Origin of the sequence: Aquiflexum sp. TKW24L (assembly GCF_023502205.1) — a bacterium.
GTDB lineage: Bacteria > Bacteroidota > Bacteroidia > Cytophagales > Cyclobacteriaceae > Cognataquiflexum.
Map to the genome: position 1 here is coordinate 76,457 of NZ_JAMFLG010000014.1, position 24,908 is coordinate 101,364.

Annotated in this window: 28 protein-coding genes; 8 read left to right on the forward strand and 20 right to left on the reverse strand. The window is 39.5% G+C overall.

Going from position 1 to position 24,908, the window contains the following annotated elements:
- The first annotated feature begins 27 nt into the window (after positions 1 to 27).
- The 4 genes from msrA (at position 28) to M3O96_RS11160 (ending at position 1,895) form a co-directional block, all read left to right on the forward strand.
- Positions 28 to 681 (forward strand): peptide-methionine (S)-S-oxide reductase MsrA, encoded by a 654-nt coding sequence (gene msrA, locus M3O96_RS11145; protein WP_249720670.1) that lies wholly within the window; start codon positions 28 to 30, stop codon positions 679 to 681.
- Positions 682 to 746: 65 nt separating this feature from the next.
- Positions 747 to 1,256, forward strand: coding sequence for a DUF4920 domain-containing protein (locus M3O96_RS11150; protein ID WP_249720671.1), 510 nt, complete (start codon positions 747 to 749; stop codon positions 1,254 to 1,256).
- Positions 1,249 to 1,680 (forward strand): hypothetical protein, encoded by a 432-nt coding sequence (locus M3O96_RS11155; protein WP_249720672.1) that lies wholly within the window; start codon positions 1,249 to 1,251, stop codon positions 1,678 to 1,680. Before M3O96_RS11150 ends, M3O96_RS11155 begins: the two co-directional genes overlap by 8 nt.
- 5 nt (positions 1,681 to 1,685) lie before the next feature.
- Entirely contained in the window at positions 1,686 to 1,895 is a 210-nt protein-coding gene (locus tag M3O96_RS11160; RefSeq protein WP_249720673.1) for a hypothetical protein, read from the forward strand.
- 168 nt (positions 1,896 to 2,063) lie between these two features.
- Here the strand turns inward: M3O96_RS11160 and M3O96_RS11165 are convergent, their stop codons facing one another.
- Positions 2,064 to 2,957 carry an HAEPLYID family protein gene (locus M3O96_RS11165; protein WP_249720674.1) on the reverse strand — a complete coding sequence of 298 codons (894 nt, stop codon included), beginning with the start codon at positions 2,955 to 2,957 and terminating at the stop codon, positions 2,064 to 2,066.
- 94 nt (positions 2,958 to 3,051) lie between these two features.
- Entirely contained in the window at positions 3,052 to 3,426 is a 375-nt protein-coding gene (locus tag M3O96_RS11170) for a hypothetical protein (protein ID WP_249720675.1), read from the reverse strand.
- 128 nt (positions 3,427 to 3,554) lie between these two features.
- On the opposite strand from M3O96_RS11170, the gene M3O96_RS11175 reads away from it, so the two are divergent.
- Positions 3,555 to 3,941 carry a DUF983 domain-containing protein gene (locus M3O96_RS11175; RefSeq protein WP_249720676.1) on the forward strand — a complete coding sequence of 129 codons (387 nt, stop codon included), beginning with the start codon at positions 3,555 to 3,557 and terminating at the stop codon, positions 3,939 to 3,941.
- A gap of 60 nt (positions 3,942 to 4,001) precedes the next feature.
- Here the strand turns inward: M3O96_RS11175 and M3O96_RS11180 are convergent, their stop codons facing one another.
- Positions 4,002 to 5,408, reverse strand: a complete 1,407-nt coding sequence (locus M3O96_RS11180; RefSeq protein ID WP_249720677.1) for an alkaline phosphatase — start codon at positions 5,406 to 5,408, stop codon at positions 4,002 to 4,004.
- A gap of 235 nt (positions 5,409 to 5,643) precedes the next feature.
- On the opposite strand from M3O96_RS11180, the gene M3O96_RS11185 reads away from it, so the two are divergent.
- Together M3O96_RS11185 and M3O96_RS11190 are read left to right on the forward strand one after the other, a co-directional pair.
- The gene (locus M3O96_RS11185; RefSeq protein ID WP_249720678.1) at positions 5,644 to 6,003 is read left to right on the forward strand and encodes a DUF2237 family protein; all 360 of its coding nucleotides are present in this window, start codon (positions 5,644 to 5,646) and stop codon (positions 6,001 to 6,003) included.
- 66 nt (positions 6,004 to 6,069) lie between these two features.
- Positions 6,070 to 6,579, forward strand: a complete 510-nt coding sequence (locus M3O96_RS11190) for a hypothetical protein (protein ID WP_249720679.1) — start codon at positions 6,070 to 6,072, stop codon at positions 6,577 to 6,579.
- 30 nt (positions 6,580 to 6,609) lie between these two features.
- Here M3O96_RS11190 and M3O96_RS11195 read toward each other — a convergent pair whose 3' ends face one another.
- The 8 genes from M3O96_RS11195 to M3O96_RS11230 all read right to left on the reverse strand — a co-directional run bounded on the left by M3O96_RS11195 (position 6,610) and on the right by M3O96_RS11230 (position 16,025).
- Positions 6,610 to 7,851, reverse strand: a complete 1,242-nt coding sequence (locus tag M3O96_RS11195) for a glutamate-5-semialdehyde dehydrogenase (RefSeq protein ID WP_249720680.1) — start codon at positions 7,849 to 7,851, stop codon at positions 6,610 to 6,612.
- Complete coding sequence (proB, locus tag M3O96_RS11200; RefSeq protein WP_249720681.1) at positions 7,844 to 8,929, reverse strand: glutamate 5-kinase; 1,086 nt, start codon at positions 8,927 to 8,929, stop codon at positions 7,844 to 7,846. Before proB ends, M3O96_RS11195 begins: the two co-directional genes overlap by 8 nt.
- Positions 8,930 to 9,067: 138 nt before the next feature.
- Positions 9,068 to 11,803, reverse strand: a complete 2,736-nt coding sequence (locus M3O96_RS11205; protein WP_249720682.1) for a T9SS type A sorting domain-containing protein — start codon at positions 11,801 to 11,803, stop codon at positions 9,068 to 9,070.
- 74 nt (positions 11,804 to 11,877) lie between these two features.
- A complete protein-coding gene (locus tag M3O96_RS11210; protein ID WP_249720683.1) occupies positions 11,878 to 12,315 on the reverse strand; it encodes a DUF8693 domain-containing protein in 438 nt (145 codons plus the stop codon).
- A gap of 202 nt (positions 12,316 to 12,517) precedes the next feature.
- Positions 12,518 to 13,528 (reverse strand): magnesium/cobalt transporter CorA, encoded by a 1,011-nt coding sequence (gene corA / locus M3O96_RS11215; protein WP_249720684.1) that lies wholly within the window; start codon positions 13,526 to 13,528, stop codon positions 12,518 to 12,520.
- The gene (locus M3O96_RS11220) at positions 13,525 to 13,899 is read right to left on the reverse strand and encodes a response regulator (RefSeq protein ID WP_249720685.1); all 375 of its coding nucleotides are present in this window, start codon (positions 13,897 to 13,899) and stop codon (positions 13,525 to 13,527) included. The genes corA and M3O96_RS11220 overlap by 4 nt, the downstream gene beginning before the upstream one ends.
- Before the next feature lie 175 nt (positions 13,900 to 14,074).
- A complete protein-coding gene (gene groL, locus M3O96_RS11225) occupies positions 14,075 to 15,703 on the reverse strand; it encodes a chaperonin GroEL (RefSeq protein ID WP_249720686.1) in 1,629 nt (542 codons plus the stop codon).
- Positions 15,704 to 15,746: 43 nt separating this feature from the next.
- Positions 15,747 to 16,025 carry a co-chaperone GroES gene (locus M3O96_RS11230; RefSeq protein WP_249720687.1) on the reverse strand — a complete coding sequence of 93 codons (279 nt, stop codon included), beginning with the start codon at positions 16,023 to 16,025 and terminating at the stop codon, positions 15,747 to 15,749.
- A gap of 218 nt (positions 16,026 to 16,243) precedes the next feature.
- Here M3O96_RS11230 and M3O96_RS11235 point away from each other — a divergent pair, with 218 nt between their 5' ends.
- On the forward strand, positions 16,244 to 16,951 hold the full coding sequence (locus tag M3O96_RS11235) for a hypothetical protein (protein ID WP_249720688.1): 708 nt from the start codon (positions 16,244 to 16,246) through the stop codon (positions 16,949 to 16,951).
- Positions 16,952 to 16,987: 36 nt separating this feature from the next.
- On the opposite strand, the gene secG is transcribed toward M3O96_RS11235, so the two are convergent.
- The 9 genes from secG to fsa form a co-directional block, all read right to left on the reverse strand.
- On the reverse strand, positions 16,988 to 17,347 hold the full coding sequence (gene secG, locus M3O96_RS11240) for a preprotein translocase subunit SecG (RefSeq protein ID WP_249720689.1): 360 nt from the start codon (positions 17,345 to 17,347) through the stop codon (positions 16,988 to 16,990).
- A 10-nt stretch (positions 17,348 to 17,357) separates the two neighbouring features.
- Positions 17,358 to 18,179 carry a DUF8458 domain-containing protein gene (locus M3O96_RS11245; RefSeq protein WP_249720690.1) on the reverse strand — a complete coding sequence of 274 codons (822 nt, stop codon included), beginning with the start codon at positions 18,177 to 18,179 and terminating at the stop codon, positions 17,358 to 17,360.
- 37 nt (positions 18,180 to 18,216) lie between these two features.
- Entirely contained in the window at positions 18,217 to 18,762 is a 546-nt protein-coding gene (gene lptE, locus M3O96_RS11250; RefSeq protein ID WP_249720691.1) for an LPS assembly lipoprotein LptE, read from the reverse strand.
- On the reverse strand, positions 18,749 to 20,035 hold the full coding sequence (locus tag M3O96_RS11255; protein WP_249720692.1) for a sigma-54 interaction domain-containing protein: 1,287 nt from the start codon (positions 20,033 to 20,035) through the stop codon (positions 18,749 to 18,751). The genes lptE and M3O96_RS11255 overlap by 14 nt, the downstream gene beginning before the upstream one ends.
- 16 nt (positions 20,036 to 20,051) lie before the next feature.
- Positions 20,052 to 21,512, reverse strand: coding sequence for a tRNA (N6-isopentenyl adenosine(37)-C2)-methylthiotransferase MiaB (gene miaB / locus M3O96_RS11260; protein WP_249720693.1), 1,461 nt, complete (start codon positions 21,510 to 21,512; stop codon positions 20,052 to 20,054).
- A 132-nt stretch (positions 21,513 to 21,644) separates the two neighbouring features.
- Entirely contained in the window at positions 21,645 to 23,054 is a 1,410-nt protein-coding gene (locus M3O96_RS11265) for a S41 family peptidase (protein ID WP_249720694.1), read from the reverse strand.
- Positions 23,055 to 23,160: 106 nt separating this feature from the next.
- On the reverse strand, positions 23,161 to 23,871 hold the full coding sequence (locus M3O96_RS11270) for a cell division ATP-binding protein FtsE (RefSeq protein ID WP_249720695.1): 711 nt from the start codon (positions 23,869 to 23,871) through the stop codon (positions 23,161 to 23,163).
- Positions 23,871 to 24,074, reverse strand: a complete 204-nt coding sequence (locus M3O96_RS11275; RefSeq protein ID WP_249720696.1) for a fructose-6-phosphate aldolase — start codon at positions 24,072 to 24,074, stop codon at positions 23,871 to 23,873. Before M3O96_RS11275 ends, M3O96_RS11270 begins: the two co-directional genes overlap by 1 nt.
- Before the next feature lie 138 nt (positions 24,075 to 24,212).
- Positions 24,213 to 24,872, reverse strand: a complete 660-nt coding sequence (gene fsa / locus M3O96_RS11280) for a fructose-6-phosphate aldolase (protein ID WP_249720697.1) — start codon at positions 24,870 to 24,872, stop codon at positions 24,213 to 24,215.
- Positions 24,873 to 24,908: the final 36 nt, after the last annotated feature.

Here is a 24,908-nt window from a genome sequence, read left to right on the forward strand (position 1 = left end):
TGGTGTTAAACATTCAAAATCGAAACAATGAAAATTCTCCCTATTATTTTCTGCTTGAGTATCATGGCGACGATGGCCTGTGCGCAAGCGCCTAACAAAAACGAAAAATCCATGCAAAATTTACCAAAGACAAACATAAAAGCAGAAGAAGGACTTGAAGTAGCCATTTTAGGAGGGGGTTGCTTTTGGTGTACAGAGGCGATTTATCAGGACCTGATAGGTGTCAAAAAAGTGCTTTCAGGATACAGTGGAGGACATGTAGACAATCCCCCTTACAGACAAGTGACCTCTGGTACGACCGGTCATGCGGAAGTCATCCAAGTGATTTTTGATCCAAAGGAGATTTCATTTGAGGAAGTTTTGGAGATCTTTTGGGCAACGCATGATCCTACTACACTGAACCGACAAGGGGCTGATGTAGGACCACAATACCGATCGGCGGTTTTTTATCAGACTGAAGATCAAAAGCAAAAAGCAGAATTCTTCAAAAAGAAATTGGATGAATCCGGTGCTTTCAGCAAACCGATAGTGACAGAAATCACCGCCTTTAGCAACTTCTACGTGGCAGAGGATTACCATCAGAATTATTTCAAAGAAAATGGAGGTCAACCTTATTGTCAGTTTGTCATCCGTCCAAAAATGGAAAAGTTCAAAAAAGCATTTGCTGAAAAATTGAAGTAATTGATTGTAATTAAATATTGGATTAGATTTTCCTCCTATTTAGTTTTGGGAAAACAATACTCACTATGAAAAAGACATTCATTTATACATTGATGATCGTTTTGGCAGGGTTCTCTTGCCAGCAAAAAGCAACAGAAGTCTCTGCACCCGCCACTGAGGAAGCAAAGTCAGAAACTGTTTCAGGTAAATTTGGTGCAGACATCAATGACTCAGGCTTGGTGACTTTGGCTGAATTGGTTACTGAACTTGAATCTAAGGAAGAATTCCAAGGGAAAGTGGTAGGTCAAATCAAAGAAGTCTGTTCCAAAAAAGGATGTTGGATGACCATAGACCTTCCTAATGGTCAAAGCATGCGGGTCACTTTCAAAGATTATGGGTTTTTCGTCCCATTGAATTCTAGCGGATATCCGGTCGTGATCGAAGGCATTGCTACCAAGAAAGTAACAGACGTGGAGACTTTGAGGCACTATGCACAGGATGCAGGCAAGTCCAAAGAAGAAATCGAAAAGATAACTGAGTCAAAACAAGAATATGCTTTTGAGGCTGTCGGCGTCATTATAAAGGAGAATGCTTAAAAAGTATTGTTTTTTCATTCTTTTGGTGGTTTCTCTTTTTTCCTGCAAGGAAAATGAAAAAGAACAAGTAAATGCTGTTCCAGTATTGTACCCCAATCAAGATGCACCTTTGGCGCTTTTGATGAGGGAAATGTACCTCGATATGGAGGAGATGAAGGTATCTTTGGAAAAAAAAGAGAACATCAAATCTTATCTTGAAAAGCATCAGGCTATACTGACGGCAAAGCCTACCGACCCAAAAGTAAAGGATGGCAAATTTGACCTAATGGCAATTGGCTATTTAGAATCGCTAAAGCAGATGGAACTTGGGTCCTATGATCTAAAAGCTTCTAAATACAAAATCGTTTACAATTATTGTTTGGCTTGCCATGAAACATATTGTCCCGGTCCAATCAAAAAAATCACTAACCTTCATATAGATTAACAAGTATGGCTATCGCATTGGATAATCTTCGAGTTGGCAGATTTTACTCTTTTACCAATATGGGCGAAAATAGAAAGCTTGAGATATTGGCAAGGTTGTCAGGTAATAATTTTAAGGTTAAAGACATGGATACCACTGAGATTTATACCATCGAGGAGTTGCTAAGGTGGGGCAAGGGCAAAGATTATGAACTTGATGAATGGTGGGAGGAATAAGGTGATTAATGGTTATTTGCTTAAAAATCGATATTCTTTTAGGGTAAGAAATAAGAAGTCCTAGATACTTGATATTTATGATTCTTTTTAAAAATTGATTTTAAGTTTATCAAGTTAATTTGGCATACATATAAAAAAAAAGCCTTTGGGATTTCCCAAAGGCTTTTTTTATCGGTAGGGTTTGTGTCCGGGTTCATAAATGATTCTCAAAAAAGAGCTCAAACCTTGAGTTTCCCTATTGATAGGTATTCCTGAAACAATTCCTATCAATAAATTGTCTGCAACTGATACACGCATCTGGGGGCGTAGTACTGCTGAAAATTTACCGTCCTGAATTTCCTTATTGATTTCAATACCAAGAAAATTTCTTGTCCCTGAGATCATGTAATGAAAACTGGTATTAATATCGAAAACTGTTTCGGTAGCATGGTCAAATTCACGAATGATTCTTGGACCGGTATAGATCAGGGTGTGAAAATTTCTTCCCCATCTTTTGGCTGCGACAAAAAACGGATTGAAGACATTACCTCTATAAAGCTTTTCATTACCCCATTGATTTAGGTCTGCCAATTCAAATTCATGAATGTATCCTAAGGCAAGCGATGTTTTGGCTTTTTCAGAAACAAGGAAAGACCATTGTCCTGCTACCTTAATAGATTCCAGTCTATTGGAAGGACGCTCTAATGTGGTTGGAAGCTGACCCCTACTTGAATAGACTGTGAGGGGTAATTCCACCTCAAGTCCCAGCCTGTCTATCGGTGCCCATTCATATTCGATCAGCGTTTCATATTCATCAAAGCCCCTTTTGTCTGTCATACCCATACCGACGTTCCATTCTTTTTCACCTTTTCTTGCCCCGAGGTCGCGAATCAGATCTATGTATAATGGTTCGGCATGCAGCACTTTAGGTTTTTGAGTACTTTCGACATTTTCTGTTTCTGCCAAAAACAAACTGTCCAGAATTGTTTTTTCCTGTCTGATACTATCTAACCTTGTATTTTGGGAATAGACATATTGGATACCCCCCAAAAGAAATATCACTATGAAATATATTTTTTTCATTTTTTGTTTTTTTTTGAATGCAGGAGCTAAACCTGTTTAAAAATAAGGTTTGCGTTTTTTTTAAAATTAAATAGTTGTTTTCCGAACGGAAAAATTAGGATTTCGGTGGGGGAGAGATTATTCCAAAGACGATGTTTTTATACATGTCTGATGCAAATATATTATTAAAGACAGTAATGTTGGATAAGTGTCTGTCAAATTGAAAAGTCTCATTTCCAATAACGGTCTTAATATCCAGCATTTTTCTTTTGTCCTCAGGTAATTCTGTATCCGGAACAGTGTCCTCATCCATTTCCAAAAAATATTCCAAGATCAATTCGGAAAGAGAATCGTAGGGATCTTCATACTTCAATAGCGTATTGTCAAGAGAAGATACCTGATAAAAATTGGCTGTTAGGTTAATGAAGTTCACCAACAAAATATAAGTGATATATTTTATGATCGCTTTTTTTCTTAATCGTCCAAACATGCCACAAATTTAATAGAAATGGTATAGATATTCATGTTTAATTGACTTTTCTAAATCTGCAACGTGATTTTGATCACCTGTGGTACCCCCATTTTGGTTATATTTGTATTTGTTAATTCAAATAAATTATGAAAGTAAAAAGTCTCGGATCAGCTATTCTTCAGGGAAAGTGTCCAAGATGCAGGGAAGGGAATATTTTTCCGACGTCAATATTCAGTTACAACAAATTAACCGACGTGCACCACAAATGTCCACATTGTGAAGCGGTGCTAACGCCGGAGCCTGATTTTTTTTATGGCGCCATGTACATCAGTTATGCTTTCTCTGTCGCCTTGGTCATCAACGTGATGATCGTCCTGAATTTTGTTTTCAATGATCCTGAAATGTGGGTTTATGGAGTTACAGTCGTTGTTACTAATTTACTTCTCCTGCCTGTGATGTTGAGATATTCCAAGATATTATATCTCTATGGAGTTGGGAAGCTGAGATTTGACCCAAAGTATTCAAAAGGTTAAGCTAGGATTTTTATAAAATAAGCCATCCCGAAAAGTTAATATCGGGATAGCTTTCTTGTTTCATACCAACAGGGATTGCTCCGCCCCGCAGGCCTTCAGCATGTAGTTGTGGAGTTCATGGTTTTTGACAAATCCTCCCAAATCTTCTGATCCCGGCCCAAACATGGCCAATTCAACATAATCCGCGGAATGGTTGCTCCCGGCCCATTGTATGGAAGTGTGTGGGGATTGCATGGCCGCCAAAGGCATCATGGGAAGATTCCGTGGATTGTACATCCCGTCCGCTCCCCTTTGATAGCTTTTCAAGATGGTTTCAGCTTCTTCAGTTTTCAAAGTGATTTTCTGATGGCTGACGATCAGATCAATCACCTGCGTAGAGGTAGTTTCAGGTGTAATCTGATTCAAAACCCATTCATTGGAGGCTTTGGTTTCGTAGAGCTTTCCAAAATTTTTATTTGCTTGACTCCCAGAAAAAAGTCCCGGATTGCTGTTGCCGTGGTCTGTGGTGATGACTACAAGCGTTTCTTTGTCCTTGGTTGCAAAGTCCATGGCCACTTTGACCGCATCATCAAAATCCACCTGATCATAGAGGAGGGCAGCAGCGTCATTGCCGTGTGCCGCCCAATCGACTTTGCCTGCTTCTACTTGCATGACAAAGCCTTTTTGGTTTTTGCTCAAAACCTCAATGGCTTTCTTTGTCATTTCGGCAAGAGAGGGAATTTCATTTTTCAGCTTTTCATTATTTTCTCTGTCCACGGCGTAAGGCAATCCGTCATTGGTAAAAACCGCCATGATTGGTTTGCTGCCGTCCGCCTTCATCATCTCACTCTTGTTTCTTGCCACGTCAAATCCTGTCTGTTTGTAGGCATCGAACAAGTCTCTTTTGTCCTTTCTTCCTTCAGCAGAAAAAAACTCAGCACCTCCACCCATCATCACGTCAAACCTTAACTTGAGGTAATCTTCGGCTATTTCGGGCATGGCATTTCTGCTGCCATTGTTAACACAAAAAGAGGCCGGTGTCGCATGGGTAATCTGCACTGTGGTCACACAGCCAACTGATTTTCCCATAGATTTGAATTTCTGAAGAATCGGTACAGGCCTTTCGCCATTTGGGCCGATATTTAGTGCACCGTTTTTGACGCGCATGCCGCCACCCCAAGCGGAACCTGCAGCAGCCGAATCAGTGATGAATGAATTGGCAGAAGCCGTATCCATCAATGCTCTTTTGACCATGTTTTTCTCATAAAGGCCGATCCAATTGGAAGATCTTCCTTCTTTGTTCTTCAAAAGAATGTCCGCCATATTGAGCGTTCCTGTACTCATGCCATCACTCACCAAAAAAATGATGTTTTTGGCCTGTCCCAATTTGGATTTGGGAGAAGATGCTAAGGATGGGAATGAGGAAAGAGCACCCAGACCGATGGTGGTCAAAATGCCATTTTTGAAGAAATCGCGTCTTTTCATCATTGTAAATGGAGGAGGTTTATTGAATTTAGAATTAATGTTTCAAGGTGAAAATTAGCCTGAATTTATTTCTGAAAAGTAAATTAAGGATTAGCTTATTGTTATCAATCAATTTTGTTAACCAAAGGTTAAATGTTTGGATGAATCCTTCCTGATAAGGCCTATATCTTGCAAACAATAACTGATATTCACACGATATTGATTTTTTGGGCTTATATTTTCACAAAATATAAGAGTTATGGCTAATAATGTTTTCGGAGAATCTTTGGCAGTTTGTAGCAATGAGCCCAAAACTGGGTATTACCGGAATGGTTGCTGTGAAACCGGACCGGATGACCTAGGTACGCATACAGTTTGCTCAGTGATGACAGAAGAGTTTTTGAACTTCAGCTATAAAAAGGGGAATGACCTCATCACGCCACGTCCTGAATATGCTTTTCCAGGACTGAAGGTCGGTGACCAATGGTGCCTTTGTGCAAGCCGCTGGATAGAAGCATATAAAGCCGGGGTAGCGCCATTCGTGATTTTGGAGGCAACACATGAAAAAACATTGGAGTATATACCTTTAGAGGAGTTGGTAAAGTTCGCCCAAGTTTAATCCGCACTTATAAATTGGTAACTTTGGGATAAAAGCAGATCAGATTTTACCTATTATTTTATTGCCATGAAAAAAATATTGACAATCCTAATTGTTTCGCTATCCTTAAGTATTTCGGAAAGGTCATTTGGGCAGGAAGAAAAGGAGGGAAGCAATCATGGAGTTTTTTTTGAGTTTCTAGGAAATGGCATTTTTAATTCGTTGAATTATGATACGAGATTTACCAAAAAAGTGGATGGTTTTGGAGGTAAAGTGGGCTTTGGATATGCACCTGTGGATGGCGGTCAATATTTTTCATTTCCCTTTATGGTCAACTATCTTTTGGGAAAAAACGGCCATTATTTTGAGGTAGGAGCCGGAGCCAATTACATGGTCGCTGATTACCGAAATGGGGGAGGCAATATTGGTAGTCTTGAAATTGCCCAATGGGAGGGATGGTCCGGCAATATGAGTTTAGGATATAGATATCAGCCTGTTGATGGCGGTTTTCTCTTCAGGGCAGGAATTACTCCCATGTTTATTAAAGATGAATTTATACCCTTTTGGCCGCAGATCTCGATTGGCTATGCCTTTTGAAAGATGGCTTGGAGAGAAGAGCTTATCTTTTTATTCTCTGATTTGTCCGTCACCTTGGATCACCCACTTGTAGCTTGTCAGTTCATTTAGGGCCATTGGTCCTCTGGCATGTAGTTTTTGCGTGCTGATTCCAATCTCGGCTCCTAGTCCAAATTGGTTTCCATCTGTAAATGCCGTGGAGGCATTGGCATAGACAGCCGCAGCATCGACTGTTTTAAGGAATATATTGATATTGGTTGGGTTTTCGGAAATGATCGCTTCGCTGTGTTTGGAACTATACTCTGCGATGTGGTCCATGGCTTCTTCCAGATTTGAGACAGTTTTGATCGACATTTTCAAGGATAAAAACTCTGTTCCAAAATGCTCTTCACGGGCTTTCTCTACCAATGGAAGTTTGGATATCCAAGGAAATGAGGCCTCATCTGCAAAAATCATAACTCCTGCACCTACAAGATTTTCCACTAATTCAGGCAAATCATTTAGCCGGTCACGATGGATGATGAGGCAATCAAGACTATTGCAGACACTTGGCCGTCTGGTTTTGGAATTGAAGATGATGGCCATTCCTTTTTCCAGATCTGCCGATTCATCAAAATAAGTATGGACGATCCCTGCACCTGTTTCGATGACGGGAACTTTTGAATTTTGTCTCACAAAATCAATCAATCCCTGACTTCCTCTAGGGATAATCACATCCACAAAACCTACGGCTTCAAGCAAAGATTTGGTTGCCTCTCGATCCGGAGGCAACAATTGAAATGTATCTTTTGGCAAATCGTTTTTTTCTAGGGCCCGATGGATAAGTGACATAATTGCCTTGTTGGAATGGTCCGCATCTGAGCCTCCTTTTAAGATTAGGCCATTTCCAGACTTGAGTGCAAGGGCAAAAACATCGAAAGTCACATTGGGCCTTGCTTCATAGATCACACCCAGAACCCCGAGCGGGACAGTGATTTTTTTGAGCAATAATCCGTTTGGAAGAATTTTTTCTTCTAATATTCTGTCCAAGGGTGAAGGAAGGTTTTGAACTTGTGTCAATTCTGCACAAATTCCTGTGATCCTTTCTTCAGTGAGTTTTAATCTGTCGTATTTCGGATCGTTGCTGTCCATTAGGGCCAAGTCTTTGGCGTTTTCTGCAAAAATAAATGGGATTTCAGCAAGGCTTATCTGAACCAAAGAAGACAATGTATTTTGAATGGTAGTATCATCCACAGCCATCAGTTTTCGTGATGCCGATTTGACTTTTTTAAAAAGGTGGCTATAGTCAGGCATTTTGAAACAGGTAGAGGTAATCGTAATGGATAAATGGTTTTTGGTTTTTCAGGCCGATTTTTTCGTGAACAAGAGGAGAGGGGTATTCCGCTTTTCCCAAGCCTATTTTTGCACCGTTTTCATCAGTGATGCGAATGATGTCTCCTTTGGAAAAATCCCCTTTGACGGATATAATTCCAATCGGCAAAAGGCTGCTGATTTTATTGGAAACCAATACATTTTTGGCTCCTTCATTGATGACTACTTCTCCTTTGAAATATTGGTCTCCATGTGCGAGCCATTTCTTCGTACTGTGTTTGGCGGGATTCGGTTCAAAATAGGTGTTTGGAGCTTGATTTTTGAGCAAGTCAATCAGAATATTCTCTTTTTTCCCGTTGGCAATCCAAACTTGTATTCCCAACTCCGCTGCTTTTTTGGCCATGGTGGTTTTGGTGAGCATGCCACCTCTACCGAATGCAGATTTAATAGGACTGATGAAATTGTCAAGTTCGGGAAGTTTATTTCCGATTACAGGAATAAGTTTAGAACTGGACTCCGAGGGATGACCATCATAAATCCCGTCTACATTGGTCAGCAAGATCAAACTATCAGCATTGACCATGGATGCAGTCAGAGAAGCCAATTCATCGTTATCGGTAAACATCAACTCCGTAATGGCCACGGTGTCATTTTCATTGATCACAGGGACAATTCCTTGGGCTATCAGTCCAAGAAGGCAATTCCTCATATTAAGATAATGCTTTCTGTCCCGGAAATCCTCTTTGGTCACCAGGATCTGTGAAATGCTGGTGCCATGTTTTTTGAAAAGTTCCTTGTAGGTATTGATCAATTCAATCTGTCCGCTGGATGCCCAGATTTGCTTTTTCAAGATCGGATCTATCTTTTCCGGTAGGGATATTTCCCCCCTTCCAAAAGCTACTGCGCCAGATGATACCAACAACACCTTGATGCCATCAGATTTCAATAAGGCTATCTGAGCTACCAAAGAGGTCATCCTTTCTACATCTGGTTGACCGGTCTCTTTTGTCAGGACATTAGACCCTATTTTGATAACAAGGATTTTGGGTTTTTGTAACATTCCCTAAGTGTTGTTGCAGTTATGTTACAATATTAGGCTTAATGTTGACTGTTTTCAAAAGAAAACCCTGAATATCGCCAAAAACAAAAAAGTCTTGCCGTTAATGGCAAGACTTCCTATTTTTCAATTTGAATCGTCTTAGTGGATCACTACTTTTTTGGTTTCCCAATAAAGGTTGTTTTTGATCTTGATCAAGTAAAGTCCTTTTGGTAAAGAAGAGAGGTCCATTTCCACTAGTCGGCCGGAAATTCCTTTGATTTCTTTTACTAATTTTCCCTGATTATCCAATACCATAATTTCGGCTTCATCCATATTATTGTTTTGGGATAGGATTTTTACTATACCGGTGGAGGGGTTTGGATAAACCTTATACTCAATTTTTTCATTGTTGTTTTGGATAGTCACACCGACTACTTTGAAGGTTTCGCTCTTCCCGTCAAAGTCTGTTTGGGTCAATCTATAATATTGTCTGCCGTATACCGGACTTTCGTCAATAAAGTCATAGAACAACACAATATAGGAATCACCTGCTCCCGGAACTAATCCGATTGTAGACCAGTCGCTTCCATCGAGTGACTTCTCCAGGGTAAATAATGCGTTGTTTTTTTCTTGAGATGTTGACCATGATACCTTGATTTTATCATCTTCGGTAATTGCTGCTGTGAATGAAAGCAGTTCTATCGGAAGGATTCTGAATGATTGGGACAAGGTAAAAATTCCCGGTGAAAAGCTTGGAACTGCTGTTTGGTTGCGGACACTTCCCGTATTTGCGTCTCCAGACAATCCTGTTTGTCCCAAATCTATCCATTGACTTCCGTCCCATTGCGTCACCATAAACTCATTATAGTCATCTATAGGGCAGGTCCTGTCTGACGCCCAAGTCAAGGTCAGAGTAGGTATTGCTGAAGAATTGGTGTTGTCCAATTCCCAATATTCGCATTCATTGACGATGCCGATGGTTGGTTCCTTGCTTTCTCTGTCGTAAGGAACATCGTCAGGATTGACATGGAAATACCTTCCTGTAAAATGCTGTGTAGTAGCGCCACCCAATGCTGAGGTTGTCAGCGGGGCATAATATCCATCATTTCCAAATGGGTAAGTAAATTCTGTATTCCCGGTTTTACGGATTCTGCCATTGACATGAGAGGCATTGGAACCACCTGTCACAAAAGATCCTGACGGAAATGAGAGTAGATTTTCATTGTTGTTGATGATCCCATTGAATAGTTCGAGGGAGATAGAAATTGTTACAGGATCAGATAATTCAAATGTCCCGGTTCCATTCATCCTAACTCTTCTAAATAGCGGGATCAATGTCCCATCAGTCAATAGATTTTGTGCAGTGCTTCCGTTTATCTCAACTGTCCCATTGTTAAGACCAAATGTCAATGCTGAATTGGAACCTACCGTAGAAATATCACCTGCAAAAGTACTGATGCTGTTATAGGCAGGATCAATGGCGCCGGATGAATTTTTAACAAAAGACACATCACCCACAAAAGCATCTCCTCCTAGAGAATTTGCAGTCCTTATCCTTCCTGTACCATTATTGATCAAAGTGAAATCCCCAAATGTATTGCCACCCTGCCAGTCATTATTGGTATTCCCGTTTTTGATCATAGTGGTCAATGTTCCGGGATTGGAGCTAAAGTTGTTTCCTCCATTGTTGAGTTGGATTCCCGTAAAGGCTATGAATGTATTATTATCAGTGAATAGGTTTCCATTATCTATGGTAATTCCTCCTGTTGTTGTTGAGAATGTATTGTTCCCGCCAACATTGTTATTTGTAGCAATGAGCATTGTCGTACCGGCGACAAAATCATTGTTTCCTGAAAAGGTATTTCCATTCGATACGGCGATAGAGGAGGCCGCAGTAAATGTGTCATTTCCCGCAAAGGAGCTGTTGTTTGAAATGCTGATCAAACCTGCGGAGTTGAAAGTGTCATTTCCGGCAAAGTTGCTTCCATTTTGCAGGGTTATATTTCCTGAGAGGGAGGTGATTCCGATATCTCCAAAGAATGAACTAGTGGAGGCAGAAAATGTATTCATCGAAAAATCCCCATTTGGGATAGCTGTTAACTGAGAGAAATTATTTACAGTCAATGTATTCCCTACCGAAAAATCAGTAGTAAGCAGACCTCCATTGGTTAGGGTACTGATCCCTCCATTGATACCGAAATTCATTGTTCCGCCCGCATTTAAGTTATTTATGGTGATGTTGTCCCCAAATATATTTGTGCCGGCTCTTGCGATTTCAAATGTATTAGTGCCGTTATTGATAAATGTACTTGTACTCAAAAAATTATCTCCTTGAGTATTTGCCAGTCTTACAAGTTTGTTTCCATTATTGACAATGGTAGCAGGGCCAAAGGTATTTCCTCCCTGCAGTGTAAGATTTTGGGCGGAATTGTCTGTAAGCAACAAGGTTCCAAAAGTATTTCCAGGACCCCATGTTACGCCGGCTGTTCCGCCATTTCGAGTTAAAATGGTGGTATTGCCTGGATTACTGAAAAGATTTCCTCCCGTAGCCATATTCATTTGGCCTGCAGAAATAAAAGAGTTGTTTCCGGCAAAGGTATTGTTTCCATTGAAATTTATGGCTCCCGTAGACGTTACCTGAAAATCCCCTAAAAAAGTGCTGTTTGCCACAGTAAATACAGCCAAGGAAAAAGAGATGTTGGCGACATTCATCACTTGGGTAAAATTATTGATGACTAAAGTTCCGACAAAACCCGATGTAGCCAAACCTCCTGTAGACAATGTAGAAGTACCACCTCCTACACCGAAATTCAATTGACCCCCGTTATTGGTGTTATTAATTGTGATGCTGTTTATACTATTTGTCCCATTGTAAGCCAATTCAATATTCCCCATGTTATTTTTATTTAGAGTTAAAAAATCATTGAATGTATCTCCGGTTGTATTTGCAAACCTCAACCTGCTGTTGGTCAAATTGGTAATTGTCGTAGATCCATTAAAGGTATTGTTTCCCTGAAGATCGTTGTTTCCGGCAGCGGTTTTGAAGAGCGATATATTTCCATAAACATATTGGCCATATAATTAAAATTGCTTGCGCGAATCTCACCGTTGGAAATTGTTCCATCTGAGGTATTGCTATTCCGTATCGTTAATGTATTTCCTCCCAAGGTTAAGGTTCCACCGGACATGGTAAAATCCCTAATGGTGGTATTAGCAGGAAGAGTTGGCTGAAAAGTTCCGGCTCCATTGATTAAGACATCCTCATTATTTGCATCGGGTACGTTTGCAGGAGTCCAGTTGGCAGCTGTGTTCCAGTCAGAACTTATGTTTCCATTCCATGTGATCTGGGCAAAAGTCAATGAAAGGGTCGCCACAAAAAGAACTGAAAACAGTAAAATATTTTTCATTTTATATTAATTAATCTATATAAAAATGGATGAATCATAAAATCTAATTGGACATCTAAAACCTGGGTAAAGTTTCAAATCCAAATAATCGAACTTTACTTATTTAGGAATGCTTTTGGTGTTTTACGGGTGATTATTACCGAAAAATATAAAAAAAGTATTAAAAATAAAAGGAATGTTTATGTAAATAAAAAGTATAAAATCAGAACCACTTTTTCTTTTTGAAATAGTACATCATTCCCAAGGTTGACCCTAAAAAGAAAATCCAAATAACTAAGTAGCCGTATTTCCAGCCTAATTCAGGCATAAACTCAAAGTTCATTCCATAGACTCCTGCGATAAAAGTTAGAGGTATAAATATGGTAGCAATGATGGTCAGGGTTTTCATGACCTCATTTTGCTTCAAGCTGAGATTGGACATGAACAATTCGACCAAGGCAGAAATTGATTCCCGTTGGATCTCCAGATTTTCAATGATTTCAATGACATGTTCATAGACATCATTGATAAAGGGATTGGTTTTCTTTTTGACCAAGGGACTTTCCGACTTTTTCCATGCGGAAAGTAATTCCCGAGTGGGCCAAACCGTTCTTTTGATCTGTTGTATGGTTTTTCTTTGGTGGAAGATATCAGGAAGTTTTGTATTCTTAGATTGACTGATAATGTGGTCTTCCAGTGTTTCGATTTTTTCGACAGCATGTTCGAGGCAATCAAAGTATTTATCCACAATGGTATCTAGTAGGGTGTATGCGAAATAATCAGTCCCTAGTTTCCGCATTTTACCTGTTGGATTTTCTAGCCTTGACCTGATCGGGTCAAAAATATCAAAGGGGTTTTCCTGTATAGAGATGATATAGTTTTTTCCAAAAAGAATACTTATCTGTTCTGTAATGGGTTCATGTGATTTATTTTTATAATAAATCATTTTGGAAACAATAAAAATATTCTCTTCAAACTCTTCAAATTTTGGCCTTTGCGATGTGTTCTTAATGTCTTCGAGCGTCAAAGGGTGTATTTCAAAAATCTCACCGATTTCTTTTAGCAAAATATCGTTTTCCAGGCCATAGAGATTGAGCCAAAATTTATGGTTGACTTCCAAAAACGGTTTGATCTCCTCAGTATGGGTGATATGGTGCTTATTGAAAATCCCATCACCAAACTCATAAACTTCGATTTGGGTCTCAGAGGATTGGATTTTAACCGACCGGCTCATAAAATATATTTGATTTTTTCGGGTGAAAGCGGCTTCTCAATGAATCCTTCCACACAGGTAAATTCTTTTGCTTTTTGTCGGTCTTGAAAATCAATGGAACTTGAGAGGACGATAATTTGATCCTTCCTAAGTTTAAATTCTTTCATGTATTGGTTTAAAAAATCCCACCCATTCATCACCGGCATATTGATATCTAAAAAAATCAGGATGTTGTCAGACACATCCATTTTTCTGATTCTCTCTATTGCTAGTTCGGCTTCTAGAAATTCCTCAATCTGGGGCGTCAACTTTAATTTCGATATCAACCTTTTGTTGATCAAGTTATTGATAGGGTCATCATCTACTAAAATTATTGAATGGAACCTTTGCATAGAAGATTATCCGAAATTCGAAAGCTGTTTAAGTTCTCCCAAATATACTTTTCTAAATTATAAAAATATAGGAATTAATCGCAATTGATATTTATAGATTCATTTAATAGGTCAACGCGTTGAAAAAAAAAGAGGAACCCTTAAAGTTCCTCTTTCATATCAGACGAATTATGAATTACATCATGCCGCCCATTCCGCCGCCGCCCATAGGAGGCATTGCAGGAGATTCCTCTTTAACATCAGCTACTACACATTCGGTAGTCAACAATAATGCAGCAATAGAAGCGGCATTTTCCAATGCCAATCTCGTCACTTTGGTAGGATCGATTACACCTGCTTCGAAAAGGTCTTCATAGACATCTGTTCTTGCATTGTAACCGAAATTACCTGTATTTTCTTTGATTTTGTTGATTACAACTGATCCTTCACCGCCCGCATTTGCTACGATTGTTCTCAATGGAGATTCGATAGCAAACCTGATGATGTTGATACCTGTGTCTTCATCTTCATTGATACCTTTTAGGTTGTCCAAAGCTAATGCAGCTCTAACAAGAGCAACACCGCCACCGACTACAACACCTTCTTGAACAGCAGCTCTGGTTGCATGCAATGCATCATCAACCCTGTCTTTCTTTTCTTTCATTTCAACTTCAGTAGCAGCGCCTATGTATAAGATGGCTACACCACCTGACAATTTTGCCAGTCTTTCCTGAAGTTTTTCTTTATCATAGTCAGAAGTTGTTTTTTCAATCTGAGCTTTGATTTCATTGATTCTAGCCTCGATACCTGATTTTTCACCTGCACCGTTGACAATAGTTGTATTGTCTTTGTCGATGTTGATTTTTTCGGCAGTACCTAGGTAATCAATGGTAGCGTTTTCGAGTTTGTAACCTCTTTCTTCAGAAATTACAGTCCCGCCGGTAAGAACAGCGATGTCTTCCAACATTGCTTTTCTTCTGTCACCAAATCCTGGCGCTTTTACAGCAGCTACTTTCAAGGCACCTCTGATTTTGTTAACAACTAGTGTTGCCAAAGCTTCACCGTCAACATCCTCAGAAATAATCAACAATGGTCTACCTGATTGTGCAACAGGCTCTAGAACAGGAAGCAATTCCTTCATTGAAGAGATCTTCTTGTCATAGATTAATATATATGGTCTGTCTAATTCGACTTCCATTTTTTCTGTGTTGGTCACAAAATATGGAGAAAGGTATCCTCTGTCAAATTGCATACCTTCTACAGTACGAACTTCGGTTTCGGTTCCTTTTGCCTCTTCAACAGTGATAACTCCGTCTTTTCCAACTTTATCCATTGCATTTGCAATCATTTTGCCGATTTCCTCGTCATTGTTTGCAGATACAGTAGCTACTTGTTGGATTTCTTTGCTGGTAGAGATGGTTTTTGAATTGGCTTTCAAATCCGCAATGATAACAGCCACGGCTTTGTCGATTCCTCTTTTCAAGTCCATTGGATTGGCACCTGCGGCTACGTTTTTGATACCAAGTCCAAATATTGCCTGAGTCAATACAGTGGCAGTGGTAGTTCCGTCACCTGCGTTGTCGGCAGTTTTGGAAGCTACTTCTTTCACTAATTGAGCACCCATATTTTCGATAGGCTCAGACAATTCAATTTCTTTTGCTACTGTCACACCATCTTTGGTGATAGAAGGAGCGCCAAATTTTTTGTCGATGATGACATTTCTTCCCTTAGGTCCGAGTGTTACTTTTACTGCGTCAGCAAGAGCATCAACTCCTTTTTTCAATCTGTCTCTTGCGCTGGTATTGAAAAATAGTTCTTTAGCCATTTTTTTGTTGTTTTAAGTTCTTTTTAATAATTGAAATAGATGATTAAAGAATTGCAAAAATATCTGATTCTCTCATGATGAGATAATCATGACCTTCAACTGCAAGTTCAGTACCTGCGTATTTGCCATAAAGCACCTGGTCACCTACTTTTACAGTCAATGGCTCGTCTTTTTTGCCGCTTCCTACAGCTATAACAGTTCCTTTTTGGGGTTTTTCCTTGGCAGTATCAGGAATGTAAAGTCCGGATGCGGTTTTTTCTTCGGCTGCAGCAGGCTCCACCAGAACTCTGTCTGCAAGAGGTTTGATGTTCACGTTTGACATAAATTATTGGATTTTTAAAGGTTAGAAACAAAATCTTGTAACCGTCTATTGTCACTTTTTGTGCCAAACAAGATATATGTGGGCCAACTGACATATAGTCCGTCAAATTACTTCAAAACCTGTCAGAGGTTTAGAAATCCAAAAATATTTCCTGTCAATTTTTCCAAGACATTTTTTAATTATGTCAGTTTTTTTTAAATTTTCACAAAGTGAATGTTATGAAAAGCTTATCAGAAAATTGGATTACAGAAGGATGGATTGATTTTGAATACAAAAAATACCTTCTTTTGGCCTATTTGCAGCACGTCGGAGGTCAGTTTAAAGAGGTAAAACTTTATCCGCCTTTGGCTGACCTGATTCAGCATTACACCAGACTCAAAATTTTTGAACAAAATAGGGATCAGATCAAATCTGCCTTTCCAAAAATGCTTGTGGGTCCTGATTCCAACGAGATGAAATTTACCTACAAACCTTTGGTCATCGATGATGAGATGATGAAGCAGCTCGAGGACATCGTCGCCTTTTCAATTCCAAAGCTCAAAAACCACATTGAGGAAGGAAAGAATATTTACGATTTTTTGGAAAGAGAAATGAAAATTGAGCCAATTGGGATATCACCTTTATACCAGAAAGAAGGTTATGTATTTCTTTCATTCGAAAAAACGAAAGAAGTGTTTGTATATCAATACAAGGTTAATCTGTTTCAAAACAGCGTTGATACTTTTAAAGGCATTATGATGCAATTGGTTCAAAAAGTGCGGAGATCTATCCTCAATACTTACGAGCAAATCAAACTTGACCTTATCAAGACCAACAAGGAGCTTCCCAATCCTGCCACCTACTGCATTTGCAGCCGGCAGCATATTCCTTTGGAGGAGAGTTTTGTACCTATCAGTAAAAGGTTGCTTTTAAAAGTGGTGGAATAAAAAAGCCCGCTTGGAGCGGGCTTAATTTTTTTGATTTTAGTTATTGGTAGTATCGACTGGAACAGGAACTGCTCCTTCGGTCGGAAGCAAGCTTTCTGAATCACCAAAAGAAGGACTCACAATTTGTTTCCTTGCGTTTTCAATATTCGGAGAAGTAGATTGAGTCTGTTGGGAGGTAGAATAAAAAGCTGAAGAGGAAAGGGAAAGCGCCAAGATAGCAATCGCCAAAACCCAAGTTGCCTTTTCAAGAATATTTCCGGTTTTGGTCACACCCATGATTTGGGATGCTCCTGCACCAAATGCTGCGCCAACGCCTCCTTTGGAATCCTGTGCCAGGATTACTAGAACCAACAATACAGCAAGAATAATAATTAAAGTAATAAGAAATGTAAACATATGAGTGATATTATGAATCCAAGCTTTTAATTAAGTCCGCAAAGTAAAGGTTTTTATCTGGAAATTTCACCATTAATTTTTGATATATTTCTTTGGCTTTTTGTTTTTTGCCCTGCTTTACCAACAGTTTGGCGTATGACTCCGAAAGCAAAGTAGGATGGAGGTGGGTACTGTTTTCCGAGAGATCAGCTTGCTTTTGGAAATCTTCCATTTCCTTGAGCGTAGCCAATTTGATGTCTTTTTTACTAAAAGACTTGATCAGATCTATTTGCTCTTTCCTTTTCTCATCGACGATTTCTTTCTTTTCCCTTTTCCTGATGGTTTCGATCAAATCATCATTTACCCTCCTTTTCTTTGGCTTGAAAGAAGTTTCGGGTTCTTCCATTTTTGGAGTGACTAATGGGTCATGCCTACTGTTCAGATTTTCCTCCAATTTTTTGAGGATTTTGGCTCTGATTTCAGGATCGGTCTCTACGGTAGGTTCAGGAACCAAGGATTGTTCAAATCCCTCTAAAACAATGTTTTTTTGAGAAGCCTGTCTGTAACTCGAAAGAGTTTCAATGTTTTCGACAATCTTACTTTCCAAAAACCGAAAAGGTGTGTCAGATTCCACCATCAGTTTGAGCCATTTCCGGTCAGGGCTTGCAATGGATGCGAAAGGTAAAATTTCTTTGGATTTGCCACCTGACTTTTCAAATTCATATTTGGCAAGCAAAACTTTTGGAACCTGAAAAAACGGAAAGCTTTCATGCAATTTGATCAGGTGGGCGACATCCTCTTTTTGGAGAGAATTTCCCACCTTCAGAATTGATATTAATTGTTGGCTGTTCACGATAATGAATTTTGAATAGATTCCAATTTAGTGATTTTTACCAATTGGCAACTGTAGCAGTGAAAATGTCCTGAATAATATTGTTGAAAATCTCCTCAATCAATTGGCTTTCTACCTGTAGAATGGATGTGGTCCTCGGGTCATAATCTTTAAAGAAGGAGAATGTCTGTTTGAGGTTTTCATCTTCATTGACCGTATTGAGGTATTCCACTTCAATGGATATGGTCAATCTCATTTGTCCTGCCCTGTCAGGAAGATTTGGGTCTGTGCTCGTTACTGTTGCCTGTGGGGTGATTGCATATCGTTTGATTGCCCCGAGAAACTGAAGGTCGCCATTCGTTCTTACCAATTCAAGTTGGGTATTTCTCTGATAAAATTCCTTGAGCGATTCTGTAAATAACTGCTCCATATTCGCAGGACCACCGCCGGAATCATTGAAGAAATTTTCTACCGAAAAGGATTTGGTCAATTCATAGTTAATATTCGTTCCGGTAAAGCTGTATTTGATCGCACATCCCTGAAAAACCAAAATAGGGATGAGCAATGTAAAGAAATAGCTTTTTGTTTTCCTACTCAATGTCATACTGTTTGATTTTTCTATATAACGTTCTTTCGGATATCCCAAGGTCACTTGCAGCGTATTTTCTTTTATTGTTGTGTTTTCTGAGTGCTTTGAGAATCATTTCTTTTTCCTTTTTCTCCAATGACAGCGAATTGTCGTCCTCCTCATGGATGATATCTTCAATGGTATCATCATCATAATCTTCCAATTCTTCATTCTGCTTTTGATGGTCAATCACGAGAGGCAAATTGGATGATGTTGTTGTAGGTTTTTTCTCCTCGAAGGAAGCTGTTTTCTCAAGGTCATCAAATAGATTTTGATGTTTGCTCATGATATTCGAATTGATCCCACCTGATTGGAACGTCTCCAAAACCAACTTTTTGAGGTCATTCATGTCCCTTTTCATATCGAAGAGGACTTTGTATAATATTTCTCTTTCCGAAAAATCACTTGAATCACCAAGGCTTCCCAATCCATGGGTCAATGCCGGAAGCCTGCTTTGCTCTGTCGGTAAGTACTTGGCTAATGTTGCAGCTTCTACCTCTCTGTTTTCTTCCAAAAGTGAGATCTGCTCAGCAATATTCTTAAGCTGTCGGATATTTCCGGGAAATGGGAATTTGACCAATAACTTTTTGGCAGCATCATCTAGGGCAATAGGTTTTACTTTATACCGTTCCGAAAAGTCAGTCGTAAATTTTCTAAACAACATGACCACATCTTCTCCTCTTTCTCTCAGCGGCGGTACATAGATAGGAACTGTATTCAATCTATAATACAGGTCTTCCCTGAATTCCCCTTTTTCAACAGCTTTGATCAGGTTGACATTGGTGGCTGCTATGACACGAACGTTGGTTTTGAGGACTTTTGAGGAACCCACTTTGATAAATTCCCCGTTTTCCAAAACTCTAAGAAGCCTCGCCTGTGTTCCCAATGGCATTTCTCCGATTTCATCCAAAAAAATAGAACCGCCATCGGTTACTTCAAAGTAGCCTTTCCTTGCTTCATGAGCCCCGGTAAAGGAACCTTTTTCATGTCCAAAAAGCTCGGAATCAATTGTCCCTTCCGGAATGGCCCCGCAGTTGATGGCGATAAACTTGCCATGCTTTCTGAGACTTAAGGAATGGATAATTTTTGAAAATGATTCTTTGCCACTACCGCTCTCGCCTGTAATCAATACAGTCATATCGGTAGGGGAGGCCTGCATGGCCACCTGAATGGCGTGGTTCAGCAATGGGCTGTTTCCTATTATGCCAAAGCGCTGCTTTATACTTTGAATCTCTGAGTTTGTGATCATTATAGCGTCTTGAATATCAGGAAACAACTTCTCCAAACAATGTTGCCGGTGAGCAATCGGTAATTTTTACCATGACATAGTCACCTTTTTTGTAAGGTCCATCAGGAATTATCACCACTTTATTGGCCGAGTTTTTTCCTTTGAGTTGCTCATTTGACCTTTTAGATGTTCCCTCGATCAAGATTTCATGGATTTTCCCCAAGTCAAGTTTATTTCTTTCAAAAGACAGTTGGCTTTGTTTGTCGATGATTTCAGCCAACCTTCTTTTCTTTACTTCCAATGGAATATCATCTTCGAATTTTTTTGCAGCTAATGTTCCGGGACGTTCGGAATAGAAAAACATGTAGGAGAAATCATACTTCACAATGTCCATCAAGGTCAATGTATCCTGATGTTCTTCCTCTGTTTCGGTACAAAAGCCGGTAATCATATCAGAAGAAATACCACATTCTTCTCCAAGTACTTCTCTGATTTTACTCACCCTTTCCAAATACCAATCCCTGTCATAAGTCCTGTTCATCAATTCGAGGATTCTTGAATTTCCGCTTTGGACTGGAAGGTGGATGTATTTACAGATGTTGTGGTATTTTTTTATGGTGTACAGCACTTCGTCAGTAATGTCTTTGGGGTGGGAAGTCGAAAATCGCACCCTCAGCAAAGGACTGATCTCTGCGACCATCTCCAATAAATGGTGGAAATGCACCACCTCTGACAACTCATCCTCTTTTTTGATCAACCTAGCTTTGTTGTTTTCTTCTGCAGACCATTTGTAGCTGTCCACATTTTGGCCCAAAAGCATAACCTCCCTATATCCCTGATTGAAAAGATCTCGCGCTTCAATGACAATGGAATGTGGATCTCGGCTTCTTTCCCTGCCTCTTGTAAATGGTACTACACAAAAAGAGCACATGTTGTCGCAGCCTCTCATGATCGAAATCATGGCATTGACCCCATTGGAGTTGAGCCTGACGGGAGAGATGTCTGCGTAAGTTTCTTCTCTTGAAAGAAAAGTATTTACACCTTTGTTACCAAATTCCGCTCCTGTTATGAGATTTGGAAGATCTCTATAGGCATCGGGTCCGACGACGACATCCACGATTTTTTCTTCTTCGAGAAATTTTTCCTTCAATCGCTCCGCCATACAGCCAAGCACACCCACCATCAATTCGGGTTTATTTCTTTTGAGGGTATTGAACTGACTGAGTCTTTTGCGTACAGTCTGTTCAGCTTTGTCCCTGATAGAGCAGGTATTCAAAAAAATCACATCAGCTTGCTCAAAATCAGAAGTGGTATCATAGCCATTTTCTTTCATGATGGAGGCCACTATTTCCGAGTCGGAGAAATTCATCTGGCAGCCATAGGATTCAATGTAAAGCTTTTTTTGCTTGCCGGTATTGACTTCTTCTGTGGTTTTGTAATCTGTTGCTTGCGCCTCCTCAGGACTGAGGATATCTATATCTTTGATGATATTTTCCATGAATCATTTACTTAGGACTGCGAAATTAAAAAAATACCGACAAATTGACAGGTTTTATTCTATCAATTCTGTTAATGGTATTCCATTGTCAAAAAAAAACTCCTTCCGGTGGGGAAGGAGCTTGATTTTGTGTTAGCGATTCAGTTTAAATTTTGTTTGGTCATCAATCAATTTTCCAAACCTTGTCTGATTTTCTAGAGAACTTCCAAGATCAATCCTGTCAATAAGCTGAAGCCTATCTGGAGATGGAATACCTGTTATCTGTTCCAAAGTCAGTTTGAGCAGGAACTCATTGGTGTCTCCCAAAGGAAGCAGAGTAGGTTGGGAAAGCTCATTTCCCTGAACGTTTGGCTGAAAGCCGTTTGAATAATCAGATTGGTCGTTTTTATTGAAGGATTGGAATGCGATGGGTAGAAGCCCGTATTTATTGTTTGGATTTTCTGTGTCTTGAAGCGCAAAGGATCCAACATTTTTACCAAAAGTCACTCCTCCAACAAGGAAAACATCCATATAAGGCTTAAGCCCGTTAATAATCAATTCACTTGCTGAAGCGGTTCTTGAAGATGTAATAACATATAATCTATTTCCCGACAATATGGTACCAAGATTTTCCGGTTTGTTTTCAAATTCGATGATTACATTTTTGAATTGTTCAAAACCGGAAAGAAATGAATTAAACTTATTTTTGGATAAAACATCTTTATCGGTAACCCCCGGAGCAATTAAACTAGAAAGATTGACGGCACTGGATTGACTGCCTCCTCCGTTGTATCTAAAATCTAAGATCAAATTGTTGATACCTTCTGCTTTGAATTTGGCAAAAATTTCATCCATCTCATCGTCATACCTTGTTGATTGCCCCTCAATTCCCGGTGCAAAAAAGTGGTAGACTACATAGCCGATTTTTTGATTTCCAATGGTGTAAATCGAGTCAAGGAAATTTGGATTCTCTGATAGAACAGCAGTTGTCAAATCAACACTTGGTAATGCGACGTAATTGGCAGATTCTTGATTATATCTAAAGAGTGATACTGTATGCGCTTCTGATCTCAAAGCCAACAATTCACGATAGTTATCCAAATTCATTCTTACACCATTAATCTGTGTAATAAGGTCCCCTCGTTTCATTCCCTTAATTTCAGCAGGACTTCCTTTTTTGGTGTAAGTTACAAAGGCAACAACATTGTTGTTGGTACTGCTTTCACGGGCAAGGGTAATTTCATAGCCCGCTTCTTTGGTTACTCCAGAAAGGCTATTGATCAGTTCCTGATAATCTGGAAAAATGACCGAAAACCTATCTGTAGGTCTAAAAAGTAACGATTCAAAGTAATCTTCTGGATCTGATTCAAGAGAAATCGGCTTTCTCATATCCTCCAGCCAATAGTAAGCTTGATCCATAATGGTTTGGATCCAAGTATTTACTTTCGCATTCTCAGATAAGACTGGTGCCGGATCTTCAGTTTTGTCTTGACAGGCATTCAACAGGATTAAGGCTCCCATCAAAATGTAAAAACCAGATTTTTGACTGAATAGGTGCTTCATATACAATTATTTTAACGGGTTGATCACTAGGTCATAACAAAGAGCTAAACGCAGTTCCCTGCCAAATTGATTGAAAAGATAAAAAGTATTTTCAAATAATCTGAACTCAGTATGAGGTGTTGATCGTAATGTCAGAGGTCTTACTGTCAAGGAGTTTGCCTTTTTCACATTTTAGTACCCTATATGGATATTTCCTCAACAGGTCATGGTTGTGGGTTGCCATCAGTATGGCGGTACCTTCGTTGTTTATTTCCTGAAAAAGTTTGAAAATACCATCTGCCACATCGGGATCAAGATTTCCTGTAGGTTCATCTGCCAAAAGAATGGAAGGTTGGTTGATCAGCGCCCTTGCTATGACGACACGCTGCTGCTCTCCGCCCGAAAGCTGATGAGGCATTTTGCTTGCCGCATCAGCAAGACCAACTTTCAACAAAACCTCGATCATCCTATTTTTCATTTTGTCTTTGTCCTTCCAACCGGTGGCTTTCATGACGAAAAATAAATTTTCGGCTACTGACCGATCCGGAAAAAGCTGAAAGTCTTGGAATACTATTCCAAGTTTTCTTCTCAGGTAAGGAACTTCATTTTTTTTGATTTTGGCTAAGTGAAATCCAACTATCTCGACCTGACCCATTTTGAGGGTAAGATCAGCATAGAGCGTTTTTAAAAGTGAACTTTTTCCACTTCCCGTTCTTCCGATCAAAAACACAAATTCATCCTTTGCAATTGAAAAATTAACATCCTGTAGGACGGCGTCAAGTCCCTGAAAAATACAGGCATCTTTCACTTCAATGATCGCTTCTTTACTAAATTCCATTAAAGTTCTATTTTCTGGGTTTTTCCAAAGGGAAGTTCACGGATCAAACTTTCCAATTCTATTTCCTTTCCCTCCAATCCGAATTTCTCGATATTTTTCAAAGGTCTATCTGCCCGAAAATAGGCCACCAACACAAAATTGTCATCTCTAATCTGAACATAATCAGGGATTTTGGCTTTTCCTTTTACTTTTAGAATATACATAATTTTGTTTTTTTCCGCTGTAAGTATGGAAAACAACGGTTTCCCGTAATCTGTTTCAATGTATTAAAAGAATACTGACTTATAGGAACGAAATGATCGGAGATTGTTACCAATTCTCCGATCCAAGTTTACAATTCTTTATTTTCCTGCTGCTTTGGCATGGTCTGCTAGGAAAGTAGCCAATCCAGAATCTGTCAAAGGGTGGTTTAACAATCCAAGGATGACCTTCAGTGGGCAAGTGACCACATCGGCACCGAGTTCAGCACATTTGATCAGGTGCATAGAATGACGAACAGATGCTGCCAATACCTGAGTAGCATAGCCATAATTTTCATAAATGTTGACAATCTGGTCGATCAGTTCGAGTCCATCAAAGGAAATATCATCCAATCTTCCGATAAATGGAGAGACATAAGTCGCACCTGCTTTCGCAGCCAAAAGCGCTTGTCCTGCCGAAAAAATCAAGGTGCAATTTGTCCTGATACCTTCATTTGAAAAATACTTGATGGCTTTGATACCGTCTTTGATCATTGGGATTTTAACAACGATCTTGCTATCGATTTTTGCAAGTTCTTTTCCCTCTTTAATCATTCCTTCAAAATCCGTGGCAATAACTTCGGCGCTTACATTGTCATCCACGATATCGCAGATAGCTTTATAATGTGCCCGAACCCTTTCCTCCCCGCTGATGCCTTCTTTGGCCATCAATGATGGGTTGGTGGTCACCCCGTCTAATACGCCAAGGTCGTATGCTTCTTTGATGTCATTCAGGTTGGCGGTATCAATAAAGAATTTCATAAGTATTATTTTTTGGTTGAAGGCCGTAAAGTTAAT